Below are 23,078 nucleotides of genomic sequence, written 5' to 3' on the forward strand. Positions count from 1 at the left end.
CGCCGTTCCGGCGGTCAGGGTCTATTAGCTGTCGTAGTCGATGGCGTGGGCCAGCTGCTTTTCGTATTCCAGCGCCTTGCCGGTGCCCAGGGCCACGCAGTTGAGGCTTTCGTCCGCGATGGAAACCGCCAGCCCGGTCTGTTCGCGCAGGGCGAGGTCCAGATCACCCAGCAGAGCACCGCCGCCGGTCAGCATCACGCCGCGGTCAACGATGTCGGCGGCCAGATCCGGCGGGGTGGTTTCCAGCGCGGTCATCACCGCTTCGCAGATCTGCTGCACCGGCTCGGCCAGCGCCTCGGCCACCTGGGCCTGAGAAATTTCGATTTCCTTCGGCACCCCGTTCAGCAGGTCGCGGCCGCGGATCTGCATCGACTGGCCGCGGCCGTCGTCGGGCATCCGGGCGGTGCCGATGGAGGTCTTGATGCGCTCGGCAGTGGATTCCCCCACCAGGAGGTTCTGCTGGCGGCGCAAATAGCTGATGATCGCCTCATCCATGCGGTCGCCGCCGACGCGGACGGAGCGGGCGTAAACGATGTCGCCCAGCGACAGGACGGCCACCTCGGTGGTGCCGCCGCCGATGTCGACAACCATGTTGCCGGTCGGGTCGGTGATCGGCATGCCGGCACCGATGGCAGCGGCGATCGGCTCGGCAATCAGGCCCGCGCGGCGGGCGCCTGCGGACAGTACCGACTGGCGGATCGCGCGTTTTTCAACCGGGGTCGCGCCATGCGGCACGCAGACGATGATCTTGGGCTTGGAGAAGGTCGAGCGCTTATGCACCTTGCGGATGAAGTGCTTGATCATCTCTTCGGCGGTGTCAAAATCGGCAATCACGCCTTCGCGCATCGGCCGGATCGCCTCGATCGAGCCGGGTGTGCGGCCCAGCATCAGCTTGGCGTCCTCGCCCACGGCCAGCACTTTCTTGACGCCGTCCTTCACGTGGTAGGCCACCACCGAAGGCTCGGACAGGATCACGCCGCGGCCTTTGACGTAGACCAGCGTGTTGGCAGTGCCGAGGTCAATGGCCATGTCCGAGGAGAACAGACCGCCCAAGTTTCCGAAAAGCGCCATATAGAAGGGATCCTGTGAGTGCTGCCATTATACCTTAGGCGACTCCCGGGGAGCCGCCTGCACCCACCTTATAAGCGGCACGGGAGGGCCGCGAAAGAGCGTATTATGGTGAAACAGCGCGTTTCCGCCAAGTCGGCGGGCCTGTGCGCCGGGCCGGAAGGCGCAGGTTGCGGCGGTCAGGCGGCTAGGCCGGGCGCGCCGGGTTTCCCGCCGGCGCCCGAATGCCGCCGGAATGCCGCCGGTGCCGTGGCTGCCGCCGTCCTGGCATCTTGCCGGTCAGCTTGGGAAAATCCGCTGCATCTCCGAGTTGAAATGAGCCCAGGTCAGGCTGGCGCTGTTGCCTGCGTAGCCCTCGTAATAGGATTTGCCGCTGGACACCGGCAGCCCGGCCCAGATCTTGGCGAGATTCAGCATAAAGGTCTTGCGCGGCATTTCCGACTGCAGGAAGGCGCTGTAGCCCGCTTCCTCGATCAGCTGATGCGCCAGCTGGTCCTGCAGCTCGGGCGAGAAGCGGGCCTGCGGCTTCACGCCCTGGTGCCGGACCAGGCGCCGCAGCGTTGCGGGGATCATCTGATACCGCCCGATGGCGTGGGGCTGGCCCGGGGTGGCATCGATCCAGGCGTTGATCTCGGCGATTGTCATGTTTGTCGGCTTCTTCGGCGGTTTGCGCGTAGCGCCATATTGCACCGCATCATACTGCGCCTTGCCGGCCTCGGCGCTGGCGATCAGGTCCAGCAGCCGCTTGACGCTGGGCGGTGCTTTCAGGACCGGGGCAAACAGGCCGCCGCCGCTGCGGCCGCGGAACAGGCTGGCGGCGCCGGGATTGAGCGACACGGCCCCGCGGCCGGGGCCGGGCAGGGTGTCGGGGAGAAAGCTGGCAACCGCCTGCGGCGCTGGCGTTGCGGCGGGCGCAGAACCGGGCATCGGGGCAGAGGCCTTTTGCAGGAAGAACTGGTTGCCCACCAGCGAATACCCTTGCGCGCTGACGGCGGCCGCGGCGCACAGCAGCAGCGCCAGAAAGGTCACGAAAAGGGCAAGGGCGCTCATTCTAAGGGGCATCGGAACCTGCATTCTGCGGCGTCTGGAACGGGGGCAGTCTGCCGCGTCGGGGTTGAGATTCCGTTTATCCGCCGCACGCCGCCCCTTCCGCCCCTTGGAAATAGCGGCTAGAGGGGGCGCATGCTCTCATATCAGCACATTTATCACGCGGGGAACCTGGCCGACGTCCAGAAGCACGCGCTGCTGGCCTGGATGCTGGCCTACCTCACCCGCAAGGACAAACCGCTCAGCTATATCGAGACCCACGCGGGCCGCGGCCTGTATCAGCTGGACGCGCCCGAGGCCGTGAAGACCGGCGAGGCGGAGCAGGGCATCACCCGGGTTCTGACAGATCAGGGCCTGGCGGCGGACCACCCGCTGCACCGCGCGCTGTCGGAAACCCGCAAGGCCCACGGCGCGGCCGCCTATCCCGGCTCGCCGCTGATTGCGGCCTCTCTGCTGCGGCCCGACGACTCGCTGCATTTTGCCGAGCTGCACCCGCAGGAAAACGCCGCCCTGCGCGCCGCGCTGAAGCCCTGGAAGTCCAAGGTGCACCAGCAGGACGGGTTCGAGCTCGCCATGTCGCTGGCGCCGCCAACCCCGCGCCGCGGGCTGCTGCTGATCGACCCCAGTTACGAGATCAAATCCGACTACGCCCGCATCCCCGGCATCATCGGCCAGCTCCACAAGAAGTGGAACGTGGGCATCATCGCCCTGTGGTACCCGATCCTGAAGGACGGCAGCCACAAGCAGATGCTGAAGGCGCTGGAGGCGCAGGGGCTGCCTGACGCCCTGCGCCACGAGGTGGCCTTTCCGCCGGTGCGCGAGGGCCACCGGATGGTGGGGTCCGGCATGTTCGTGGTCAACGCGCCCTATGGCGCGGCAGAGGAAGCGGCGCGGATTTCGGCGCTGTTCAAGGCGGTTTCCCGCAAGTAGCCCAGGATCGCACGTTCGACGCGCAGCGCCGCCTGGCTCGCCGCTCAGCGCTGCGGCGTTGATCATGCCCGTGGCAATGGCCACCGCGTCGCGCGCCTGGAGCGGCAGGAGCGTCCGGACGGCGCAGATCGCCGGGCTGCAGGACCGGCGGCTTGAAGTTGTGTGATCAGCAACGCAGGCGTTCAGATCACGGCCGGTTTCTCCAAAGATGCGGCGTATCCGCAGGAAACCGGGCAGGAAATGGCGCTGAACCTGACAGCTCCCCTCATCTTGCCGCGGCAAGAGCAACCCCAGGGCGGCAGAAATGGCCATGCTGGATGGGGTTGCAGCGGGTAAAAGTGAAATCCGGGTGGGTCAGATGAAGCTGTTGCGGCTGATCTGCAAACCCTCCCCGGCGCTGGCGGCACGCATCCTGCGCGGCTGACGCTCCGGAAACAGTTTTGAAATCCAGCGCTTTCCCGCTACGCTTTTCAGCAGGGAGGGCGCCATATGGAACGCAGGCTGGCTGCCGTGCTGGCGGCGGACATGGTTGGCTACAGCCGCCTGATGGATGTGGATGAGCAGGGCACGCTGGCCCGTCTTCGCACCCACCGGATCGAGTTGATCGACCCTTCGATTGCCAAGAACCGCGGTTCCATCATCAAGACCACCGGCGACGGGATGCTGGTGGAGTTTCCCAGCGTCTGCGACGCGGTGGCCTGCGCCGCCGAGGTGCAACAGCGGATGCGCCGCCGCAACGCCGATGTGGCGCCGGATCAGCGCATCCAGTTCCGGGTCGGGATCAATCTTGGAGATATCATCTTTGAAGATGGCGACATCTACGGCAGCGGCGTCAATGTGGCCGCCCGGCTGGAACAGTTTGCCGGCACCGGGGACGTCTGCATCTCAGCCGCGGTTTACGATCAGGTCCGCCGCATCGGCGAGCTGCAGTTCGAGGACCTGGGGCCGCAGCAGCTCAAGAACATCGCGGAGCCTGTGCAGGTCTACCGGCTTCTTCTGGAGGCGGAGGCTGACGCAGCCGCGCCTGATCAAGGCAGCAGCGCGGCCGAACCGGTTGCCGTGGTCAAACCCTCCCTCGCGGTGCTGCCCTTTGCCAATATGAGCGGCGACCCGGAGCAGGAGTTCTTTGCCGACGGGCTGACGGAGGACATCCTGACCGAACTCAGCCGCCGCCACGAACTGTTCGTGATCTCCCGCAATTCGACCTTTGTCTACAAGGGGCAGGTGGTCAACATCCGCGAAGTGGCGGAAAAACTGGGCGCCCGCTACATCGTCGAGGGCAGCGTGCGCAAGGCGGGCAACCGGCTGCGGGTCACCGTGCAGCTGATCGACAGCTGCAACGATTCCCATATCTGGGCGGAGAAATACGACCGCACCCTGGACGATATCTTCGAGATCCAGGATGAGGTGACATCGGCCATCGTCGCCACTCTGCCGGGGCGGATCGAAGCGGCCCAGCAGGATGAGGTCTCGCGCAAGAAACCCGCGAGCCTGGCGGCCTATGAATGCGTGCTGGCCGCCAAGGTGCTGCATCACCGCAGCACGGCTGAAGACAATGCCAAAGCAATGGAGCTGATCGACCGGGCGGTGGAGCTGGACCCGGAATACGCCCATGCCCACGCCTGGCGCGGCTGCATCCGCGGTCAGGCTTGGGGCTATGGCTGGTGCGATAATCCTGAGGCGATGCTTGAGCTGGCGCTGGCGTCGATCCAGAAGGCCGCGTCGATGGATGACAATGATGCGGATGTGCACAGGCTGATGGCAGCGGTGTCCATCCTGCAGGAGAACCTGGATCAGGCGCAGTACCACCAGGAACGCGCCCTGTCCCTGAACCCGAACTACGATCTGGTTGTGGTGCAGATGGGTGAGCTCTTGACCTGGCAGGGCAGGCCCGAGGAAGGCGCGGAATGGATCAAGAAGGGGATGCGGCTCAATCCGCATTTCCCGGTGCGGTTCTGGAGCCACCTTGGCAAGGCGCATTTCACCGCCCGCCTGTACGAGGAAGCGCTGACGGATTTCAAACGCCTGCCTGCATTGGATGCGGTGCAAACCGGGCTGGTTGCAGCCTGCAACAGCTGGCTGGGCAACACGCAGCAAGCGCAGGACAGCGTGGCGCGGATCCGGGTTTTGCAGCCGGAAGCCACGGCAGAGGGGTTGCTGGCCGGGCTGCATTACGGGCGCAAGGAAGATGCTGAGCATTTCACCGAAGGCCTGCGCAAGGCCGGGCTGGACTAGGCCGCTGCCGGAGTAATGCAAAAGGGCGCCGCAGCGGGCGCCCCTTCACCTTCAATGGAGCTTGGCTCAGGCCAGGTCTTTATAGGAAATCTCCTTGGTGTCGGCGCCTTCGCCGATCCGGCCGCGGCGCACGATCAGGCGGTTCAGCGCGTTCACATAGGCCTTGGCCGAGGCCACCACGGTATCAGTGTTGGCGCTTTCGCCCGTGGCGATATTGCCGTCTTCCTCCAGCCGGACAGAGACGGTGGCCTGCGCGTCCGTGCCCTCGGTCACCGCATGCACCTGATAGAGCTGCAGGCGGGCGGTGTTCGGATAGATCTTGCGGATCGCCTTGAAGGTCGCATCCACCGGACCGTCGCCCTCGGCGGTTTCGGTCACGTCCTTGCCGTCGATTTCCATCTCGACGGTGGATTCCGCGGGGCCGCCGGTGCCGCAGACCACTTTCATCGACACGATCTTGAGGTGATCGTTCTCCGCGTCTGTGCCGATGCGCATCAAGGCGATGAGGTCGTCGTCAAAGACCTCTTTCTTGCGGTCGGCAAGCTCTTTGAAGCGGACAAAGACGTCCTTCAGCTGGTTGTCGCCAACGTCGTAGCCAAGATGCTCCAGCTTGTCGCGCAGCGCCGCGCGGCCGGAGTGCTTGCCCAAGGGCAGCGAGGTGCCGGAGAGGCCGATGTCCTCGGGCCGCATGATCTCGAAGTTCTCGCGGTTCTTCAGCATGCCGTCCTGGTGGATGCCGGACTCATGCGCAAAGGCGTTCTTGCCGACAATCGCCTTGTTCGGCTGCACCACAAATCCGGAGACGGTCGAGACCCGGCGCGAGATATGCATGATCTTGGTGGTGTCGATACCGGTGTGCCAGGGCATAATGTCATTGCGCGTCTTCAGCGCCATCACAACTTCTTCCAGCGCAGTGTTGCCTGCCCGCTCGCCCAGCCCGTTGATGGTGCATTCGATCTGGCGCGCGCCGCCGGCGACGGCTGCCAGCGCGTTGGCGGTCGCCATCCCCAGGTCATTGTGGCAATGGGTGGCAAAGACCACCTCATCGGCACCCGGCACGGTTTCGATCAGGCGCTTGATCAGGTCGGCGCTTTCCGCGGGCGCGGTGTAGCCCACGGTGTCGGGGATGTTGATGGTGGTGGCGCCGGCCTTGATCGCGATCTCGATCACCCGGCACAGGTAATCCCACTCGGTCCGGGTCGCATCCATCGGCGACCACTGCACGTTGTCGACCAGGTTGCGGGCGTGAGTGACCGTCTCGTGGATCTTGTCGGCCATCTCGTCCATGGAGAGGTTGGGGATGGCGCGGTGCAACGGCGAGGTGCCGATGAAGGTGTGAATGCGCGGCTGCGCGGCCTTGCGCACCGCTTCGGCGCAGCGGTCGATATCCTTGAAGTTGGCGCGCGCCAGGCCGCAAATCATCGCGTCCTTGGAGCGCTCCGCAATCTCGGACACAGCAGCAAAGTCGCCTTCGGAGGCAATCGGGAATCCGGCCTCGATGATGTCCACGCCCATCTCGTCCAGAAGCTCGGCAATCTCCAGCTTCTCATCATGGGTCATGGTGGCGCCGGGGCTCTGCTCGCCGTCGCGCAGGGTGGTATCGAAAATCAATACACGGGATTTGTCGCCGGAAATCGGGGATGCGTTGGTCATATTGGTATCTCTTGTCTCTGTCCTAGGCCCTTCCAGGGCATTCATAGCCTTCGATGGCGCGCGTGCGGCAATCCTCTGAGCGGGCGCGCCGGAAGGGCACGCTCAGAGGCGGGCTAGGATCAGTAGGGCGCGCAGGGCGGCACCGCGGAATGCGGCGGCGGCAAAGAGGATATCTGCGCAAATGCTCATGGCACGGATTTATACAGAGGTGCAGCCGAATGGGAAGGGGGATTTTGACCTTGGGGCATGGCCCTTGCGTCTGCAGCCGCAAACCCGCGTAAAACCGTGTCCGGTATTTTCAAGACAATGTTGAAAAAAGATTATAATCTAATTATGGGCCATAGCCAGTTTCAATGCGACAGTTTGTCTGCACTGCACCTGGCCTTGGGCAGATGCGGCAGAAAGCTTCGCATTGGAGGAATTCCTGGCTCAGGCAGCCAGGATCCGGCGTCTCAGAAAAAGAGGCGCCATCGATAGGAGGAAACAGTGTCGAATAAAATTGTCCTTGGGTACGACGACAGCGAGGCGGCCAAATCTGCGCTTGCTTTTGCTGTCAGCCTTGCAAAATCGCAAGGGGCTGAACTGGTGATTGCGCATGTGCTGGAATGGTCACCCTATTCTTTTTTGACCCCGGAAGAGCTCAGCGAGCGCCACAAGCGCCGGGAGGAGGAGCTGAAGCGGGCCGAAGATGCGCTGCTGGCACCGGTGCGCAAAAACCTGGAAGGCAGCGGCGTCAACGTCACCACCGAGCTAAGGTACGGCCATATCGCGGAAACCCTGGTCGATGTGATCAAGGAATGCGCCGCCGGCCACCTGATCATCGGGCGCACCGGCCATTCCGCACTGTCATCGCGGCTGTTCGGCTCCGTCGCGGGCAGTCTGGCGCAGGCCGCGCCGGTTCCGGTCACCATCGTTCCCTAAAGATAAACTCAGAGGACAGTCATGAGTAAATCAATCAAGGCGGCAGCCCTGTCTGCACCGCTGCTGCTGGCAGCAACCGCGCCGGCGATGGCACAATCCGTCGATGAGCGGGTCAACGAGCTGTTTGCCAATTCGACCGGCTGGTTCGTCAACCTGATCTTCAGCCCGTTCCCCGGCACCAGTTTCCCCTGGATCGTGGCTTGGCTGGTGGTCGCGGCCACCGTGTTCACCATCTACTTCGGCCTGATCCAGTTCCGTGCCTTCCCGCACTCGATTTCGCTGGTCAAGGGCGACTATTCCGATCCCAATGACGCGGGCGAAGTCAGCCACTTCCAGGCGCTGGCAACCGCTCTGTCGGGCACCGTCGGCCTCGGCAATATCGCCGGCGTTGCGGTGGCCGTGGGCATCGGCGGCCCCGGCGCGACCTTCTGGATGATCCTGGCCGGCCTGATGGGCATGGCCTCCAAGTTCACCGAGTGCACGCTGGGCGTCAAATACCGTAACGAGTTCCCGGACGGCCACGTCTCGGGCGGCCCGATGTATTACATGACCAAGGGCTTTGCCGAACGCGGCCTGCCGATGGGCAAGGTCCTGGCGGTGATGTTCTCGATCTTCTGTATCCTGGGCGCCTTGGGCGGCGGCAACATGTTCCAGGCCAACCAGGCGCATGCGCAGATCTCCGGCGTTATCGGCGAATACCCCGGCTGGATCACCGGCGTGGTGTTTGCGGGCGTTGTGTTTGCCGTGATCGTCGGCGGCCTGAAATCCATTGCACGGGTGACCGAGAAGGTGGTTCCCTTCATGGGGGTCATGTACGTCTTAACCGCGCTGGTCATCCTGGCGATGAATGCCGACCAGATCGGCTGGGCCTTCGGCCAGATCTTCGACGGTGCCTTCACGGGCCTCGGCGTCGCCGGCGGCATGGTCGGCGCCCTGATCCAGGGCTTCAAGCGGGCGGCCTTCTCGAACGAGGCGGGCGTCGGCTCGGCAGCCATCGCCCACTCCGCCGTGCGCACCAAGGAGCCGATCACCGAAGGCTTCGTGTCGCTGCTGGAGCCGTTCATCGACACCGTGGTGATCTGCACCATGACCGCGCTGGTGATCATCATCACCGGCCAGCTGGTCCAGGACCCGAACACCGGCCTCTATCTGCTGGATGAGGGCGCAGCCACAATCCAGACCGTTGACGGCAACAAGGGTGTGGCGCTGACTTCGGCCGCCTTCTCCTCCGCCTTCGGCTGGTTCCAGTACGTGCTGGCCATCGCGGTGATCCTGTTCGCCTTCTCCACCATGATCAGCTGGTCCTACTACGGCCTCAAGGCCTGGACCTTCCTGTTCGGCGAAGGTGAAACCAAGGAACTGGTGTTCAAGGTGATCTTCTGCATCTTCGTGGTGATCGGCGCAGCCGCCAACCTCGGCCCGGTGATCGACTTCTCCGACGCGGCAATCTTTGCCATGGCGGTGGTCAACATCATCGCGCTCTACTTCCTGATGCCGATCGTCAAGAAAGAGCTGAACAGCTACTTGTCGCGCCTGAAAACCGGCGAGATCAAAAAGTACGTCTGACCGGCTCCGGCCGTCATCACGGATGACTTGAAAACCAAGCCTCTCCGGTCCGCCGGGGAGGCTTTTTCTTTCGCCAGACCCTAAACGCTCTCTGCAACAATTTGGCGCAGGCCGGCAATCTGGCCGGGCAGGTCCCCGGCGCTGGACTGGCAAAAGCCGACAAGCAGCCCCTGGGACTGGCCGCCGGGGTCCAGCGGCGACAAGGGCTGGACGCCATATCCTGCATCCGCTGCGCGGCGGCAGGTTTGGAAATCTGCAAGCCCGCCCGCCAGATGATAGCAAATCTGCATCCCAGCATTGTGGCGTGTGAAATACCCGAGCGGTTCGGGCCATGCTGCCAGCGCATCTGCCGCCGCGGCATAGCGTTCGGCATAAAGCCTGCGGGCGCGGCGGATGTGGCGGTCGTACTGGCCGGAGGCCATGAATTCGGCCAAGGGCCGCTGCGCGGTGATTGCGGCGCCTGCGCTGGGCTGGATGAACCCGGCCCGGAACCGCGGCACCAGCGCCGGCGGCAGGATCGCATAGCCCAGCCGCAGCGCGTGCGAGAATGTCTTGGAGAAGGTGCCGACATAGATACAGCGCCCCTCCCGGTCCAGCGCCGCCATCGCGGGCACCGGCTGGCCGGCATAGCGGAACTCGCTGTCGAAATCGTCCTCGATGATCCAGCCGTCCCGCTCCCCGGCCGCCTGCAGAAACGCCTGCCGCTGCGGCACCGGCAGGGTGCCGCCCAGCGGGAACTGATGCGACGGCGTCAGCAGCGTGACCTTGGCCATCCGCCGCGGCACCTCCGCGCCGCGCTCCCCGGCCCGCAGCCAGCGCACCGGCCAGCCGCGCACCTTGGCAAAGCGCTGCGTCGGGATAAATCCGGGCGCCTCCAGCGCGATATCCTCGCCCTCGACCAGGAAATCCATCGTCAGCTCCAGCGCCTCGCGCGCGCCGCTGGTCACCAGCACCTGATCCGCGCTGCACTCGATCCCGCGCCAGCGCGCGGCATAGGCGGCAATCTCGCGCCGCAGCTCCGGATCGCCAAAGGAATCCTCCTGATGGCTCAGGCTCAGCGGGTCCATCCGTGCCACACGTGAAACACAGCGCGCCCAGGACCGGGCCGGAAACACATCAGGGTCCGGCGCGCCGGGCTGCAGCATTCCCGGCGCCGGCGGGACAGCCGCAGGCTGGGGCCGCGGCGGTGCCTCCGGCGGCCGGATCGGCGCAACGTCGCAGACAAAGATCCCCGCACCCTGCCGCGCCTCGGCAAAGCCTTCGGCCACCAGCTGCTCATAGGCCGTCACCACGGTGGAGCGCGCCACCCCCAGATCCTGCGCCAGCGCCCGGGTTGAGGGCAGCCGGGTGCCGATTGCCAGGCTGCCGTCGCTGATCTGGCGGCGCAGCGCGCCCACGATTTGCAGATAGATGGGCTCGGCGCTGCCCTTGGACAGCATGCCGGAAAGGTCAATCATACTGGACTGCTCATTTTGCCGGAAAGTGGAAGTTAATTGCAGTCCAGTTTGCGCATAGCACTCACCCTGACACAACAGGAATTCACGAGGTCCGCCAATGCGCCAGCCCGAAACCGAAACCGCCCTGAAAACAGAGCGCAGCCGCCTGCGCCGCGCCCATGAACGCGGGCTCTATGACCGCGAGACCGTGTATCAGGTGCTCGACGCCATGCCGCTGGGCCATATCGGCTATCAGATCAATGGCGCCCCATCGGTGCTGCCGACGCTGCAATGGCGCGAGGGCGATCACGTCTATTGGCACGGCTCCTCCGCCAGCCGGGCGATCCGTGCGATGGAGGGGGCGGAGGTCTGCCTGACCGTCACCTGCATGGACGGCTACGTTCTGGCCCGTTCGGCCTTTCACCACTCGGTCAACTTCCGCTCCGCGATGCTGTTCGGGGTGGCGGAGAAGGTCACGGATGAGGATGCCAAGGCGGCCAGCCTCAAGGCGATGGTCGACCACATTTTCCCCGGCCGCTGGGACGCCCTGCGCCCGATGACCGCGCAGGAGCTGAAGGCCACCGCCCTGATGCGGATGCCGATTGAAGAAGGCGCGGCCAAGATCCGCACCGGTGCGCCCAAGGATGACGAGGAGGATTACGCCCTGCCGATCTGGGCGGGCGTGGTGCCGATGGCGATGGAGCTGAAGCCGCCGCAGCCGGATCCTGCCAACCTTGAGGGCGTGGCGATGCCGGACCACCTGAGCCGCATCCGCATCGGCTGAAACAAAAAAGGCGCGCCGCCCTGGCGCGCCCTTTGATCATTCCGGCTTACTCGGTCTGCCCTGTGTCCCCGGCCTCGCTGCGGACCAGCGCGCCGTTTTCCCAGGTGCCGTCCGCTTGCTGGCCGCTGGCGTATTTCATCGTGCCCGGTCCCTGGCGCTTGCCGTTAACAAAGCTGCCTTCGTAGACGTCGCCATTGGCATAGGTCGCCACGCCCCGGCCGAAGATCTTGCCTTCCTGCCACTCGCCTTCGTAGGTGAAGCCGTCGGGCATCACGATTTTGCCTTGCCCGTGCCGCTGGCTGTTGGCGAACTGACCGGTATAGACCGACCCGTCCGCATAGGTGACCGTCGCCTCCCCGTGGCGCTGCCCGTCCTGCCAGCCGCCTTCATAGCGGTAGCCGTCGGCATAGGTCATCACCCCCTGGCCGTGGTTTTTGGCATTCTTGAAGCCGCCGGTATAGGTGATGCCATTGGGGTAGGTGGCGGTGCCTTCGCCCTCAATGACGCCGGCCACCCAACCGCCCTCATAGGTGGAGCCGTCGGGATAGGTGATCTTGCCCTGGCCCTCGGCCAGATCATCGCGGAAATCGCCCTCATAGACCGATCCGTCGGGATAGACCGCTTTGCCCTTGCCTTCGATCTGCCCCTTCACCCATGCGCCGGTGTAGCTGTAGCCGTCCTTCTCGGTGAAGGTGCCGGTGCCGTGGCGCTGGTCGTTCAGGAAGTCGCCGGTGTAGACATCGCCATTGGCATAGGTCTGCGTACCGGTGCCGTGGCGGCGGCCCTTTTGCAGCTCGCCTTCATAGATGTCGCCGTTGGGCTGCACCAGGCGGCCGGTGCCATGCATCTGGCTGGACATCCATTCGCCTTCGTAGACCAGCCCGTCCGAGGTCTCCAGCCGGCCTTGCCCCTGCAGTTGGCCATCCGCCACGCTGCCCTCATAGACGGTGCCCTCGGCATAGGTGATTTTGGCCTGGCCTTGCTGGCGCCCCTCGGCCCAGTCGCCGTCGTAGGTATAGCCGTCGGGCGATTGCATCACGCCTTTGCCGTGCCGCTTGCCATTGGCAAAACTGCCCTGGTAGCGCACGCCGCTGGCGTAGGCCGACACTCCGTCGCCATGGATCTGGCCGTCCTGCCATTCCCCCTCGTAGGTGCTGCCATCGGCGCGGGTCAGCTTGCCCAGCCCGTGCGGCTTGCCCTGCGCGAACTCGCCCTCATAGATTGAGCCGTCCGGGAACCGCGCCACGCCCTGGCCGCGGACCTCTCCATCGACCCACTCGCCGGTGTATTCGTAACCGTTCGGCAGCTTGTAGGTGCCGGTGCCATGCTGCAGCCCGTTGCGGAAGGTGCCCTCATAGACGCCGCCGATCTCATCCTGCGTGGTGATGATTTCCCCCTCCTGGGCCCAGGCCGGGGCGGCCAGTGCCAGGATCGTGGAAAACGCGATTGCGGTGCCGAAACGGGTCATTCAAAACCTCTGCCTGCCCAGAAATTACGGTGCTGCTGCCATATTGGGTTGCTCGCCCGGAAACTAAGCTACCGCACGCGGGGCCGCAATGTCTTTTCCCTGGTCGCAAGCCCTTGCTCTTTTCCTTGGCCGTCAATCTGGTAAATGGCTGGGGAAGGATTTTTGCAAAGGGCCGATGCAGCATGGCAGACCGTTTCCGCGTGACACTGGCGCAGCTGAACCCCACTGTGGGCGATCTGGCGGGCAACGCCGCCAAGGCCCGCGCCGCCTGGGAGGAGGGCCGCAAGGCCGGCGCCGATCTGGTGGCGCTGCCGGAAATGTTCATCACCGGCTACAACACCCAGGACCTGGTGATGAAGCCGGTGTTCCACCAGGCCGCCATTGCCGAGGTGGAGAAACTGGCGGCGGATTGCGCCGATGGTCCGGCGCTGGCGATCGGCGGGCCGTGGGTCGAGGGCGGCCGGCTTTACAACGCCTATCTGATCCTGAAAGGCGGCAAGATCGCCTCGCGCAGCCTCAAGCACCACCTGCCGAACGAGACCGTCTTTGACGAGGTCCGCATCTTCGAGGCCGGGCCGCTGGGCGGCCCCTATGCCGTCGGCAACACCCGCATCGGCTCCCCCATCTGCGAAGACGGCTGGCACGAGGATGTGGCTGAAACCCTGGCCGAAACCGGTGCCGAGTTCCTGCTGATCCCCAACGGTTCGCCCTATTTCCGCAACAAGATGGAAGTGCGCTTCAACATGATGGTGGCGCGCGCGGTCGAAACCCATCTGCCGGTGATCTACCTGAACATGGTGGGCGGCCAGGACGATCAGGTGTTTGACGGCGGTTCCTTCGCCTTGAACCCGGGCGGCGCGCTGGCGGTGCAGATGCCGCTGTTTGACGAATGCATCACCCAGCTCGACCTCATCCGCACTGAGGAAGGCTGGCGCGTGGAAGAGGGCGAAAAGGCGCATCTGCCGGACGAATGGGAGCAGGACTACCGGGTGATGGTGGAATCCTTGCGCGACTACATGGGTAAAACCGGCTTCAAGAAGGTGCTTCTGGGCCTGTCCGGCGGTGTCGACTCGGCGATTGTCGCGGCCATTGCGGTGGATGCGCTGGGGGCTGAAAACGTCCGTTGCGTGATGCTGCCGTCCGAGTACACCAGCCGGGAATCGCTCGACGATGCCGAAGCCGTCGCCAAGGCGCTGGGCGTCCACTATGACTATGTTCCGATCAGCGAGGCGCGGGCTGCAATCACCAGCACGCTGGCGCCGCTGTTCGCCGGCCGCGATGAAGATATCACCGAGGAAAACATCCAGTCCCGCCTGCGCGGCCTGCTGCTGATGGCCATGTCCAACAAGTTCGGCGAGATGCTCCTGACCACCGGCAACAAATCCGAAGTGGCCGTGGGCTATGCCACCATCTATGGCGACATGAATGGCGGCTACAACCCGATCAAGGACCTCTACAAAACCCGCGTGTTTGAAACCTGCCGCTGGCGCAACGCCAACCACCGCCCCTGGATGAAGGGCCCGGAGGGCGAGGTGATCCGCCCCAATGTGATCGACAAGCCGCCCTCGGCGGAACTGCGCGATGATCAGAAAGACAGCGACAGCCTGCCGGACTACCCCGAACTGGATGCGATCCTCGAAATCCTGGTTGATCTGGAAGGCTCAATCGCAGATTGCGTCGCGGCGGGCTTTTCCCGGGACGTGGCCAAACGGGTTGAACACCTGCTTTATATCAGCGAATACAAACGCTTCCAGTCCGCGCCTGGCGCCCGGCTGACGCCGCGGTCGTTCTGGCTGGACCGCCGCTACCCGATTGTGAACCGCTGGCGCGACCCGACCTGAGGCGCGCGTTAACCCCTTGAAAGCGCGGGTCTTTTTCGCGCTTTCCTTGACTCCTTCAGGCCCTTGCCGGTGGCGGTAACGTCCTGATATGCGGCGAAAAAATCACAATGGCGCAAAGCGGCGCAGGGCGCGTCGCCTGTGCGCTGGACCGGCGATTCCGCAGCGGGCATAGAGGCCTCATGCCTGGACCGCGACTGCCTCATTTCCAATCCAATCTGGCCCTGCCCAAGGCCGTCGATGCCGTCGTGATCGGCGGCGGCATCATTGGCGCTGCCACCGCGCTGGAGCTGGCTGAGCGCGGCCACTCCGTGCTTTTGTGCGAAAAGGGGCAGATCGCGGGTGAGCAAAGCTCGCGCAACTGGGGATGGGTGCGGATTTCCTGCCGCGACCCGCGGGAACTCCCGCTGATGGCGGAATCGCTGCTGCTTTGGGCGGGGCTGGCGGCGCGCACCGGGCAGGAGACCGGGTTCACCCGTTCCGGCATCCTCTACACCGCGGAAACCGCCAAGCGCGAGGCGCAGCTGGAGCGCTGGCTGCGCAACCTCGACGGCTGGGGGCAGGGCGCCCGCATGGTGCGCGGTCAGCAGCTGGCACAGCTGATGCCCGGCCATCAGACCAAAGCCTGCGGCGGGCTGCTGACGCCGATGGACGGGCGGGCCGAGCCGCAGCTGGCCACCCACGCAATCGCCACCGCAGCCCAGGCCGCGGGTGCCAAGATCATGACGGAATGCGCCGTGCGCAGCGTCGAAACCTCGGCTGGCCGCATCAGCGGCGTGATGACGGAACGCGGCCGCGTCGCCTGTTCGGCGGTGGTGGTGGCAGGCGGCGCCTGGTCGCGGCTGTTTCTGGGCAATGCGGGTATCAGCCTGCCGCAATTGAAGGTCCTCAACTCGGTCCTGCGCACCTCGCCGGTGCAGGGCGGGCCGGAGACCGCGGTGCGCACCGGCAACCTGGGCCTGCGCAAGCGTGCCGACGGCGGCTACACCGTCTCGGACGCGCTGGAGAACATCGTCGATATCGTGCCTGACAGCTTCCGCCTGGGCTGGAAGTTCCTGCCCAGCCTGCGGCACGAATGGCGCGCGCTGCAGTTCCGCGTCACCAGCCGCTGGCGCGAGGAGGCGGCCCAGGCCCGCCGCTGGCAGCCGCAGCAGACCACCCCGTTCGAGCTGTGCCGGGTGCTGGATCCGGCCCCGTCGCAGAAGGCGCTGAAAAGCGGCTGGGCGGCAGCGCAAAAGGCCTTTCCGGTGCTGCAGGGCGCCGATGTGGTGCAAAGCTGGGGCGGGCTGATCGACGTGACCCCGGACGGGATCCCGGTAATCTCGCAGGCCGACCGCCTGCCGGGCCTGTTCATCGCCACCGGGTTTTCCGGCCACGGCTTTGGCATCGGCCCGGCCGCAGGCAAACTGGCCGCCGACCTGGTGACCGGCGACACCCCCGTTGTGGACCCGCACGACTTCCGCCTGTCGCGCTTTACCGACGGCAGCAAATACGGGCCGCAAAGCGGCTATTGAACGCGCCCCGTCAGCCCATCAGCTGATAGCTTACGGGCACATAGCGGAAGCCGTCACCGCGCGTCTCGACAAAGCCCGCAGCCGGGAACGGCATGTGATAGCCAACCATTGGCACCTTGTCCGCTGCCAGCATCGCCAGCACCCGGCGGCGCGAGGCGCTGGCGGCCTCTGCATCCACATCGAAGCTGAACGCCCAATCGGGGCGGGCAAAGCTCCAGACATAATGGTTGGCCAGATCCGCCGTCAGCAGCAGCTGCCGCCCGCCGCTCTCCAGCATGTAGCACATATGCCCAGGCGTGTGGCCAAAGCTGGCCATTGCGGTGATCCCCGGAGCCACACTGGCCCCGTCATCAATGAAATCGGTCTTCTCCGCCAGCGGCGTCACATTCTTGGCCACCAGGTCGCCGACCCGGTCGCCAGCTTCCCTCTTGGACCAGAAATTGTACTCCTCGGCCCCCGTCACGTATCGGGCATTGGAAAACGTCGGCGCGCCGTCTGTCATCAGCCCGCCGATATGGTCGGGGTGCATGTGGGTGATCACCACAACATTGATTTGATCCGGCGTCACCCCGGCCGCGGCCAGCGCCTTGGCAATGCCGCCATTGCCCAGCCCGGTGTCAAACAGCACCAGTTCCCCTCCGGTATCCACCAGAGTGGGTGTGAAATAGAACTGCAGGGTCTCGTCGGAAATGAAATTCTCGGCTGAAACCCGCGCAAACTCCGCATCGCTGGCCGCTGCCCCGAACATCGGTTTCGGCCCCTCCCGCTGCGCTGACGCATCCAGAAGGGTGGTGACCGGCATCTCTGCCAGTTTGAACGAATGGGCAACCGGCGCTTCGGCTCGGCCGCCATGGGCACCGGCCAGCAGGGGCGCGGCAGCCCCGGCAAGGGGCAGGGCGGCAGCACCGGCCAAGGCGGCGCGGCGGGACAGGGAAACAGTCATGGCATAACCTCCGGTGGAGTTGGACTGGCCATACCCTAGCGCTCCGGCGGCAGCGGGCTGTAAACAATCCCGTGATGCGGGTTAGGATGCGGTCAGGAGGCCCCGTCATGACCCAGAACAAAACCGTCCCGACCGGGGCAAGCGTTGTGGCATTTCTCGCCAGCGTCGAACCGGCCCGCAAGGCGGCGGAGGCGCAGCAGCTGGATGCGCTGTTCCGCCGGGTGAGCGGGTTTGAACCGCGTCTGTGGGGCCCGTCGATCATCGGCTATGGCCGCTACCATTACCGATATGCCTCGGGGCGCGAGGGCGATTTCCTCGCCACCGGCTTCTCGCCGCGGAAAGCACGCCACTCTATCTACATCATGCCGGGCTATCAGGATTACGGCGCCATCCTCTCCCGCCTGGGCAAGCACAAGCTGGGCAAAAGCTGCCTCTATGTGAACAAGCTCGCCGATATCGACCTGGAGGTCCTGGCCGAACTGATCCGCGCAGGGTTGAAAGATTTGAACGCAATCTGGCCGGTGCAGCCTGAGTGACTGCCAGGCGTTCATCTTTCCCCAAATACTCGCGCCGCAGGCACGCGCCGGAGACGCGTTAACACCTGTGAAACTGGACAATCCGCCGCCCATGTGACAAGGGGCAAGGCAACAGGAGATCCGAGATGACCACCACCCGTTTTGCCCCGTCGCCGACCGGCTATATCCACGTCGGCAACCTGCGCACCGCGCTGATGAACTACCTGATCGCCCGCAAGGCCGGCGGCACCTTCATCCTGCGCATCGACGACACCGACCCGGAGCGGTCCAAGGAAGAATACGTCGATGCCATCAAGCAGGACCTGGAATGGCTGGGCCTGACCTGGGACAAGGTGGAGCGCCAGTCCGAGCGCCTCGACCGCTACTTCGCCGCCGCCGACCGCTTGCGTGAAATCGGCCGCTTCTACGAGGCGTTCGAGACCCCGACCGAGCTGGATCTGAAGCGCAAGAAGCAGCTGAACATGGGCAAGCCGCCGGTCTACGACCGCGCCGCGCTGGCCCTGTCGGACGAGGAGAAGGCCAACCTGCGCGCCGAGCGCGGCGACGGCGTCTGGCGCTTTAAGCTGGACCATGAGCGGATCGAGTGGACCGACGGCATCCTGGGTGATATTTCCATCGACGCGGCCTCGGTCTCCGACCCGGTGCTGATCCGCGGCGACGGCCAGTTCCTGTACACCCTGGCGTCGGTTGTGGACGACACCGAAATGGGCGTGACCCATGTGGTGCGCGGCTCGGACCACGTGACCAACACCGCCACCCAGATCCAGATCATCGAGGCGCTGGGCGGCTCCGTGCCCTCCTTCGCGCACCACTCGCTGCTGACCGGCCCGCAGGGCGAGGCGCTGTCCAAGCGCCTGGGCACGCTTGCCTTGCGCGATCTGCGCGAAGCCGGCGTGCAGCCGATGGCGCTCCTCAGCCTGATGGCGCGCCTGGGCTCCTCTGACCCGGTAGAACTGCGCTCGGAGATGGCAGAGCTGATCGAGGGCTTCGACATCAACCGCTTTGGCGCAGCGCCGACCAAGTTCGATGTCGAGGATCTGTATCCGCTGACCGCCCGCTACCTGCAGTCGCTGCCGCTGGCAGCGGTGCAGGCCCGCGTGGACGCGCTGGGCGTCCCGGCGGAGAAACAGGCCGCCTTCTGGGACATGGCCAAGGAAAACATCACCACGCTCAAAGACCTGGCCGGCTGGTGGGAGCTCTGCCGCGATGGTGCCGAGCCGCTGGTGGCGGATGAGGACAAGGACTTCATCGCAGAAGCGATGGCGCTGCTGCCCGAAGGCCCCTACGACAGCGAAAGCTGGGGCAAGTGGACCGCCGCAGTCAAGGAAGCGACGGGCCGCAAGGGCAAGGGCTTGTTCATGCCGCTCAGGAAGGCCGTCACCGGCATGGAGCGCGGCCCCGACATGTCGGCGCTGCTGGCGCTGATGGAAAAGGTCCGGGCGCGCGGCTGAGGCGGCTCCAAGCAAGGATAGATATAAGGGCGGAGCCATGGGCTCCGCCCTTTTTCGTGCCGCTTTGCCGGAAGGCCGCGGCAGCGCTCCCGCCCGCCGGAGCTGCATCGCAGATGCATCCCCTGCGGTAGGGCCGGGCGCCGCGCGGGTGCGCGGTGCCATGCCCAACTGAGGGAGGTGCAGCTTGCCTGCGCCTGAACAGGCGGGAGGGCGCCGCGGGACAGCAGCGCAACAGCCGACTGCCCGGGCTGCGGGTCAGCCGTTGCCGCCCGTGCCCAGCTCCTCGCGCATTTCCGCTGCGGCCTTGGCCATTTCCGGGTTGGAGTGGTGTTCCAGCTCCTCCAGCGATTTGTGCATCCAGCCCATCACCGAGGGGGAATCGCTGCCGCAGCGGGCAATCGGCGGGAAGGCGCAGCGCAGCAGGTGGCGCGCCGTCACCGGCGGCACTTTCACGTTCGGGAAATCCGGCTTCCGGGTGCTGCTGATCTCATCGGCGGGCATGTTTTCCCACAGCAGCCGCCCCAGCCGTCCCATCACCTCTATCGCGGTGCCCGGATCGTTGATGCCGGGCGACAGCGCCCGCTGGGCCGTCTCCGCCAGCAGGGTGAGGCCGAAGGACGGGTCCTGATCGAAACTGCGCACGTCGCCGATGTCGATCGCCTTCGAGGCCGCCTTGCAGAAATCGTTGTCCCCGCCTGCGGCCCAGGCCACCGGCTGGCCGCGCAGGATGTATTCGCCGGGAGCCCGTGCCAGGGTGATCTCGGTGCCGGTCTCCTCGGCCAGCTCGTCCAGCTGGGCCATCCCGGCAAAGCGGACAAAGCCGCTGCGGGCGGCCGGGATGGCCACCGCATCGGCGGGAACACCGCTGCTGTCAGCGCATTGGCCGCCGAGGCAGGGCGCGTCGAGGCGCGCGCGCATGCTGTCGCGGGTCCGGGTCTCGATCAGCCGCAGCGTATGGTCCATGCTGCCAAGCCCCGACAGGTGGTCAATCCAGCGCAGGATTGCGCCGACAATCAGGACCACGACAATGATGGTAATGCCGAACACCACCAGGGCGCCCTCGGGCGTGTAATACCAGGCCCGGAACAGGATCACCCCGCTGAGCGAATAGATGAACCCGCCCACGAATGTCGCCAGCACCCGGTGGGTCACGGTATCTTCCAGCAGCAGCCGGTAGACCCGCGGCGTCGCCATCGAGGCGGCTGTGCGGTAGGCGCTGACCATGACGTTTAGCGAAAAGGTGGTGACCGCCAGCATGCCCGACGCCAGGATCGTCAGCACCGGCAGCACCGCCTCGCGCCCGAAGTCCTCGCTCAGGCTGTCCGGCAGCAGCGGTTTGGCCAGCGGCGCCAAAAGCAGCGCCAGCAGCGAGAGTATGGAAATCAGAACCACCCGGAACCAGAGCTTGCGGGCCATCCGCCTGAGGTACAAAAGACACTGCTCAATCATGAGCGGAGCTTATCCTGCGCGCGCCGGTGCTGTCGATCAGATCATCGAACAGCGCGCGCTCCGCCCGGCTCAGACGCTGATGGCGCGGATAGCGCGGCGCCGCCCGGTCGTCCAGGAGGGGGGCGCCCCAGCCGTCGGTGGTGGCGATGAAATCCTGCACGCCAGCTTCGCCGAACACCTGCAAATAGCCCTGCAGCACCACGTCCAGGTAGCTCAGCAGAATCGGATGCTGCTCAGTGACGCCGTTCTGCTTGTCCGCGGCCACGGCATAGACGGAAATTTCCGGCGCGCCCTCCAGCCCGTGCTGCACCTTGTCCGATGCGGGCAGCCGGTCATAGGCGAACTCGCGTTCGTCCAGCGCCGCCCAGTCGGCTCCGGGCACCTCGGCAATCAGCCCGCCGATGGTGCTGGCGGCGCAGGGCACCGCCGACAGAAACGCCACCTCGCGCAGATCTGTATGCACCCAGGCACGCCGCCAGCCGCGCAGCCGGGCAGGCTGTGCGCCGCCATAGCCATGTGTCGCCGTGTTCACCAGGCTGCCGTAGCCAAAGAAGTATGGAGCCGTCATTCGCCGCGCCTTTCTGCCGCAATTCCGGTTATTGATGTATGTCAAACCGCTTTTTCCGCTGTTGTGCAATAAGCGATGCACCATAGCTGCGGGAGCAACCCATGCGGATTACCAAAAGGACCAACATTGCCGTGCGGCTGCTGATGTATTGCGCCGCCCATGAAGACCGCCTGGTGACCAAGGCCGAGATCGCCGAATGCTGCAATATCTCGGAAAACCACCTGGCGCAGGTGATCAACCAGCTGAGCCAGCTTGGCTATCTGGCCACCCAGCGCGGCCGCAACGGCGGCATGAACCTCGGAAAACCCGCGGCAGAGATCCGGATCGGCGACGTGTTCCGTGATGTCGAGGGCAACCTGCCGATGGTCGAGTGCTTTGCTGATGCGGACAACACCTGCCCGCTGTCGGATGCCTGCCGCCTGAAGGTGGCGCTGGCCGATGCTGCGCAGGCGTTCTACGCCTCGCTGGACGACATTTCGCTGGAATCGCTGGTCTGCGACAACCACGACCTGCTGCGCATCCTGCAGCCGGTCTCCTGCGGCGCCCGCTGACGCCGCCGCCGCAGAGCTGATCATTCGCGGGCCCGCAGGATGCGGGCCGGTTTGGCGGCCAGCGGCCGCAGCGCAAAGGCCAGCCCGGCCAGCAGCGTGGTCAGCACCCCGCCGGATATGACCATCAGCGCATTCGGCCAGATCACCGTGTATCCCGTCTCGAACACATAGGCGTTGATCGCCCAGGCCCCGGCAATGCCTGCCGCCAGCGCCACCAGCCCGGCGGCCGCCCCAAGAAGGGCAGAGCGCAGGGCAAAGCTTGCCAGGATCTGCTTGCGCGGCGCGCCCAGCGTTTTCAGCAGCGCGGCTTCATAGCGGCGCGCAGGCTCGCCAGCTGCTGCCGTGCCCAACAGCACCAGAAACCCGGTCAGCAGCGTCGCCGCGGCGCCATAGGCGGTGGCGGCGGCCAGCTGGCGCAGGATGTCCGACACCCGGTCGATGGCGTCGCGCATCCGGATCGCGGTGATATTCGGCATCTCGCGCGCCAGATCGCGCAGAATCGCCGCCTCCGCCTGCTCCTCGGCATAAACGGTGGCGATGAAACTGTGCGGCGCGCCGGCCAGCGCGGCCTCGTTCAGCACCATCACAAAGCCCATGCCCGCAGTGGAGAAATCCACGTTGCGGAAGCTGGTGATGGTACCGGTGATGTCGCGGCCCAGGATGTTCAGCGTCAGCGTGTCGCCCAGGCTAAGCCCCAGTTCCTCGGCCTCCTCGGCGGCAAAGCTGATTTGCGGATCACCCGAATAATCCTCAGCCCACCACGTGCCGGCGGTGACCTCGGTGCTGTCGGGCCGGGCGGCGGCATAGGTGATGCCGCGGTCGCCGCGCACCACCCAGTGATCGCCCGCAACCTCGGTGGCCGGCTGGCCGTTAATCCGGGTCAGCACCCCGCGCAGCATCGGCGCGTTCTCCACACGCGTGACAGAGGGATCATTCTCTACCCGTTCCAGGAACGCGGGCATCTGGCTGCGCTGGATATCGACAAAGAAATAGCTCGGTGCCACATCCGGCAGGTTGCCGGCAATCGCCCGGCGCATGTTGCCGTCGATCTGGCCGATGGCGGCCAGCACCGTCAGGCCCAGCCCCAGCGCCAGCACCGCAGGCACCGCGCCGTCCCGCG

Annotated in this window: 19 protein-coding genes; 10 read left to right on the plus strand and 9 right to left on the minus strand. The window is 65.3% G+C overall.

Features of this window, described 5'->3' with window-relative positions:
* Window positions 1–24: 24 nt before the first annotated feature.
* Both ACTRWG_RS04135 and ACTRWG_RS04140 read right to left on the minus strand, forming a co-directional pair.
* Complete coding sequence (locus ACTRWG_RS04135; RefSeq protein WP_008554722.1) at window positions 25–1,071, minus strand: rod shape-determining protein; 1,047 nt, start codon at window positions 1,069–1,071, stop codon at window positions 25–27.
* 276 nt (window positions 1,072–1,347) lie between these two features.
* Window positions 1,348–2,118 carry a lysozyme family protein gene (locus tag ACTRWG_RS04140; protein ID WP_462829006.1) on the minus strand — a complete coding sequence of 257 codons (771 nt, stop codon included), beginning with the start codon at window positions 2,116–2,118 and terminating at the stop codon, window positions 1,348–1,350.
* 132 nt (window positions 2,119–2,250) lie between these two features.
* Between ACTRWG_RS04140 and ACTRWG_RS04145 the strand changes: the two genes are divergently transcribed.
* Together ACTRWG_RS04145 and ACTRWG_RS04150 are read left to right on the plus strand one after the other, a co-directional pair.
* On the plus strand, window positions 2,251–3,045 hold the full coding sequence (locus tag ACTRWG_RS04145) for a 23S rRNA (adenine(2030)-N(6))-methyltransferase RlmJ (RefSeq protein WP_462829007.1): 795 nt from the start codon (window positions 2,251–2,253) through the stop codon (window positions 3,043–3,045).
* A gap of 489 nt (window positions 3,046–3,534) precedes the next feature.
* Window positions 3,535–5,280, plus strand: a complete 1,746-nt coding sequence (locus ACTRWG_RS04150) for an adenylate/guanylate cyclase domain-containing protein (protein ID WP_462829009.1) — start codon at window positions 3,535–3,537, stop codon at window positions 5,278–5,280.
* Between the two features lie 66 nt (window positions 5,281–5,346).
* Here the strand turns inward: ACTRWG_RS04150 and ACTRWG_RS04155 are convergent, their stop codons facing one another.
* Window positions 5,347–6,933 carry a 2-isopropylmalate synthase gene (locus tag ACTRWG_RS04155; protein ID WP_027236419.1) on the minus strand — a complete coding sequence of 529 codons (1,587 nt, stop codon included), beginning with the start codon at window positions 6,931–6,933 and terminating at the stop codon, window positions 5,347–5,349.
* Between the two features lie 486 nt (window positions 6,934–7,419).
* Between ACTRWG_RS04155 and ACTRWG_RS04160 the strand changes: the two genes are divergently transcribed.
* Window positions 7,420–7,854: a universal stress protein gene (locus tag ACTRWG_RS04160; RefSeq protein ID WP_462829011.1), complete on the plus strand. Its 435-nt coding sequence runs from the start codon at window positions 7,420–7,422 to the stop codon at window positions 7,852–7,854.
* 21 nt (window positions 7,855–7,875) lie between these two features.
* The gene (locus ACTRWG_RS04165; RefSeq protein WP_027236421.1) at window positions 7,876–9,420 is read left to right on the plus strand and encodes an alanine/glycine:cation symporter family protein; all 1,545 of its coding nucleotides are present in this window, start codon (window positions 7,876–7,878) and stop codon (window positions 9,418–9,420) included.
* 80 nt (window positions 9,421–9,500) lie between these two features.
* On the opposite strand, the gene pdxR is transcribed toward ACTRWG_RS04165, so the two are convergent.
* Complete coding sequence (gene pdxR, locus ACTRWG_RS04170) at window positions 9,501–10,877, minus strand: MocR-like pyridoxine biosynthesis transcription factor PdxR (RefSeq protein ID WP_036797366.1); 1,377 nt, start codon at window positions 10,875–10,877, stop codon at window positions 9,501–9,503.
* 97 nt (window positions 10,878–10,974) lie between these two features.
* Between pdxR and ACTRWG_RS04175 the strand changes: the two genes are divergently transcribed.
* The gene (locus tag ACTRWG_RS04175) at window positions 10,975–11,640 is read left to right on the plus strand and encodes a pyridoxamine 5'-phosphate oxidase family protein (RefSeq protein ID WP_027236423.1); all 666 of its coding nucleotides are present in this window, start codon (window positions 10,975–10,977) and stop codon (window positions 11,638–11,640) included.
* A 46-nt stretch (window positions 11,641–11,686) separates the two neighbouring features.
* Here the strand turns inward: ACTRWG_RS04175 and ACTRWG_RS04180 are convergent, their stop codons facing one another.
* Window positions 11,687–13,108, minus strand: coding sequence for an MORN repeat-containing protein (locus tag ACTRWG_RS04180; protein WP_027236424.1), 1,422 nt, complete (start codon window positions 13,106–13,108; stop codon window positions 11,687–11,689).
* A 182-nt stretch (window positions 13,109–13,290) separates the two neighbouring features.
* Here ACTRWG_RS04180 and ACTRWG_RS04185 point away from each other — a divergent pair, with 182 nt between their 5' ends.
* Both ACTRWG_RS04185 and ACTRWG_RS04190 read left to right on the plus strand, forming a co-directional pair.
* Entirely contained in the window at window positions 13,291–14,949 is a 1,659-nt protein-coding gene (locus ACTRWG_RS04185) for an NAD+ synthase (RefSeq protein ID WP_027236425.1), read from the plus strand.
* A gap of 179 nt (window positions 14,950–15,128) precedes the next feature.
* A complete protein-coding gene (locus tag ACTRWG_RS04190; RefSeq protein ID WP_462829012.1) occupies window positions 15,129–16,460 on the plus strand; it encodes an NAD(P)/FAD-dependent oxidoreductase in 1,332 nt (443 codons plus the stop codon).
* A gap of 10 nt (window positions 16,461–16,470) precedes the next feature.
* On the opposite strand, the gene ACTRWG_RS04195 is transcribed toward ACTRWG_RS04190, so the two are convergent.
* On the minus strand, window positions 16,471–17,403 hold the full coding sequence (locus ACTRWG_RS04195; RefSeq protein WP_462829013.1) for an MBL fold metallo-hydrolase: 933 nt from the start codon (window positions 17,401–17,403) through the stop codon (window positions 16,471–16,473).
* Window positions 17,404–17,510: 107 nt separating this feature from the next.
* On the opposite strand from ACTRWG_RS04195, the gene ACTRWG_RS04200 reads away from it, so the two are divergent.
* Window positions 17,511–17,939: a DUF1801 domain-containing protein gene (locus tag ACTRWG_RS04200; protein WP_462829014.1), complete on the plus strand. Its 429-nt coding sequence runs from the start codon at window positions 17,511–17,513 to the stop codon at window positions 17,937–17,939.
* A 125-nt stretch (window positions 17,940–18,064) separates the two neighbouring features.
* Window positions 18,065–19,390, plus strand: a complete 1,326-nt coding sequence (gltX, locus tag ACTRWG_RS04205) for a glutamate--tRNA ligase (RefSeq protein ID WP_462829015.1) — start codon at window positions 18,065–18,067, stop codon at window positions 19,388–19,390.
* A 255-nt stretch (window positions 19,391–19,645) separates the two neighbouring features.
* On the opposite strand, the gene ACTRWG_RS04210 is transcribed toward gltX, so the two are convergent.
* Together ACTRWG_RS04210 and ACTRWG_RS04215 are read right to left on the minus strand one after the other, a co-directional pair.
* A complete protein-coding gene (locus ACTRWG_RS04210) occupies window positions 19,646–20,839 on the minus strand; it encodes a DUF2254 domain-containing protein (RefSeq protein WP_462829016.1) in 1,194 nt (397 codons plus the stop codon).
* Window positions 20,832–21,407 carry a gamma-glutamylcyclotransferase family protein gene (locus tag ACTRWG_RS04215; RefSeq protein WP_259957340.1) on the minus strand — a complete coding sequence of 192 codons (576 nt, stop codon included), beginning with the start codon at window positions 21,405–21,407 and terminating at the stop codon, window positions 20,832–20,834. The genes ACTRWG_RS04210 and ACTRWG_RS04215 overlap by 8 nt, the downstream gene beginning before the upstream one ends.
* A gap of 101 nt (window positions 21,408–21,508) precedes the next feature.
* On the opposite strand from ACTRWG_RS04215, the gene ACTRWG_RS04220 reads away from it, so the two are divergent.
* Complete coding sequence (locus tag ACTRWG_RS04220; RefSeq protein WP_027236431.1) at window positions 21,509–21,958, plus strand: RrF2 family transcriptional regulator; 450 nt, start codon at window positions 21,509–21,511, stop codon at window positions 21,956–21,958.
* A 20-nt stretch (window positions 21,959–21,978) separates the two neighbouring features.
* Here the strand turns inward: ACTRWG_RS04220 and ACTRWG_RS04225 are convergent.
* A partial coding sequence (locus tag ACTRWG_RS04225; RefSeq protein WP_462829017.1) for an ABC transporter permease occupies window positions 21,979–23,078 on the minus strand: 1,100 nt, incomplete at its 5' end.

This window comes from Leisingera sp. G5_S3_59_S7 (assembly GCF_054968485.1).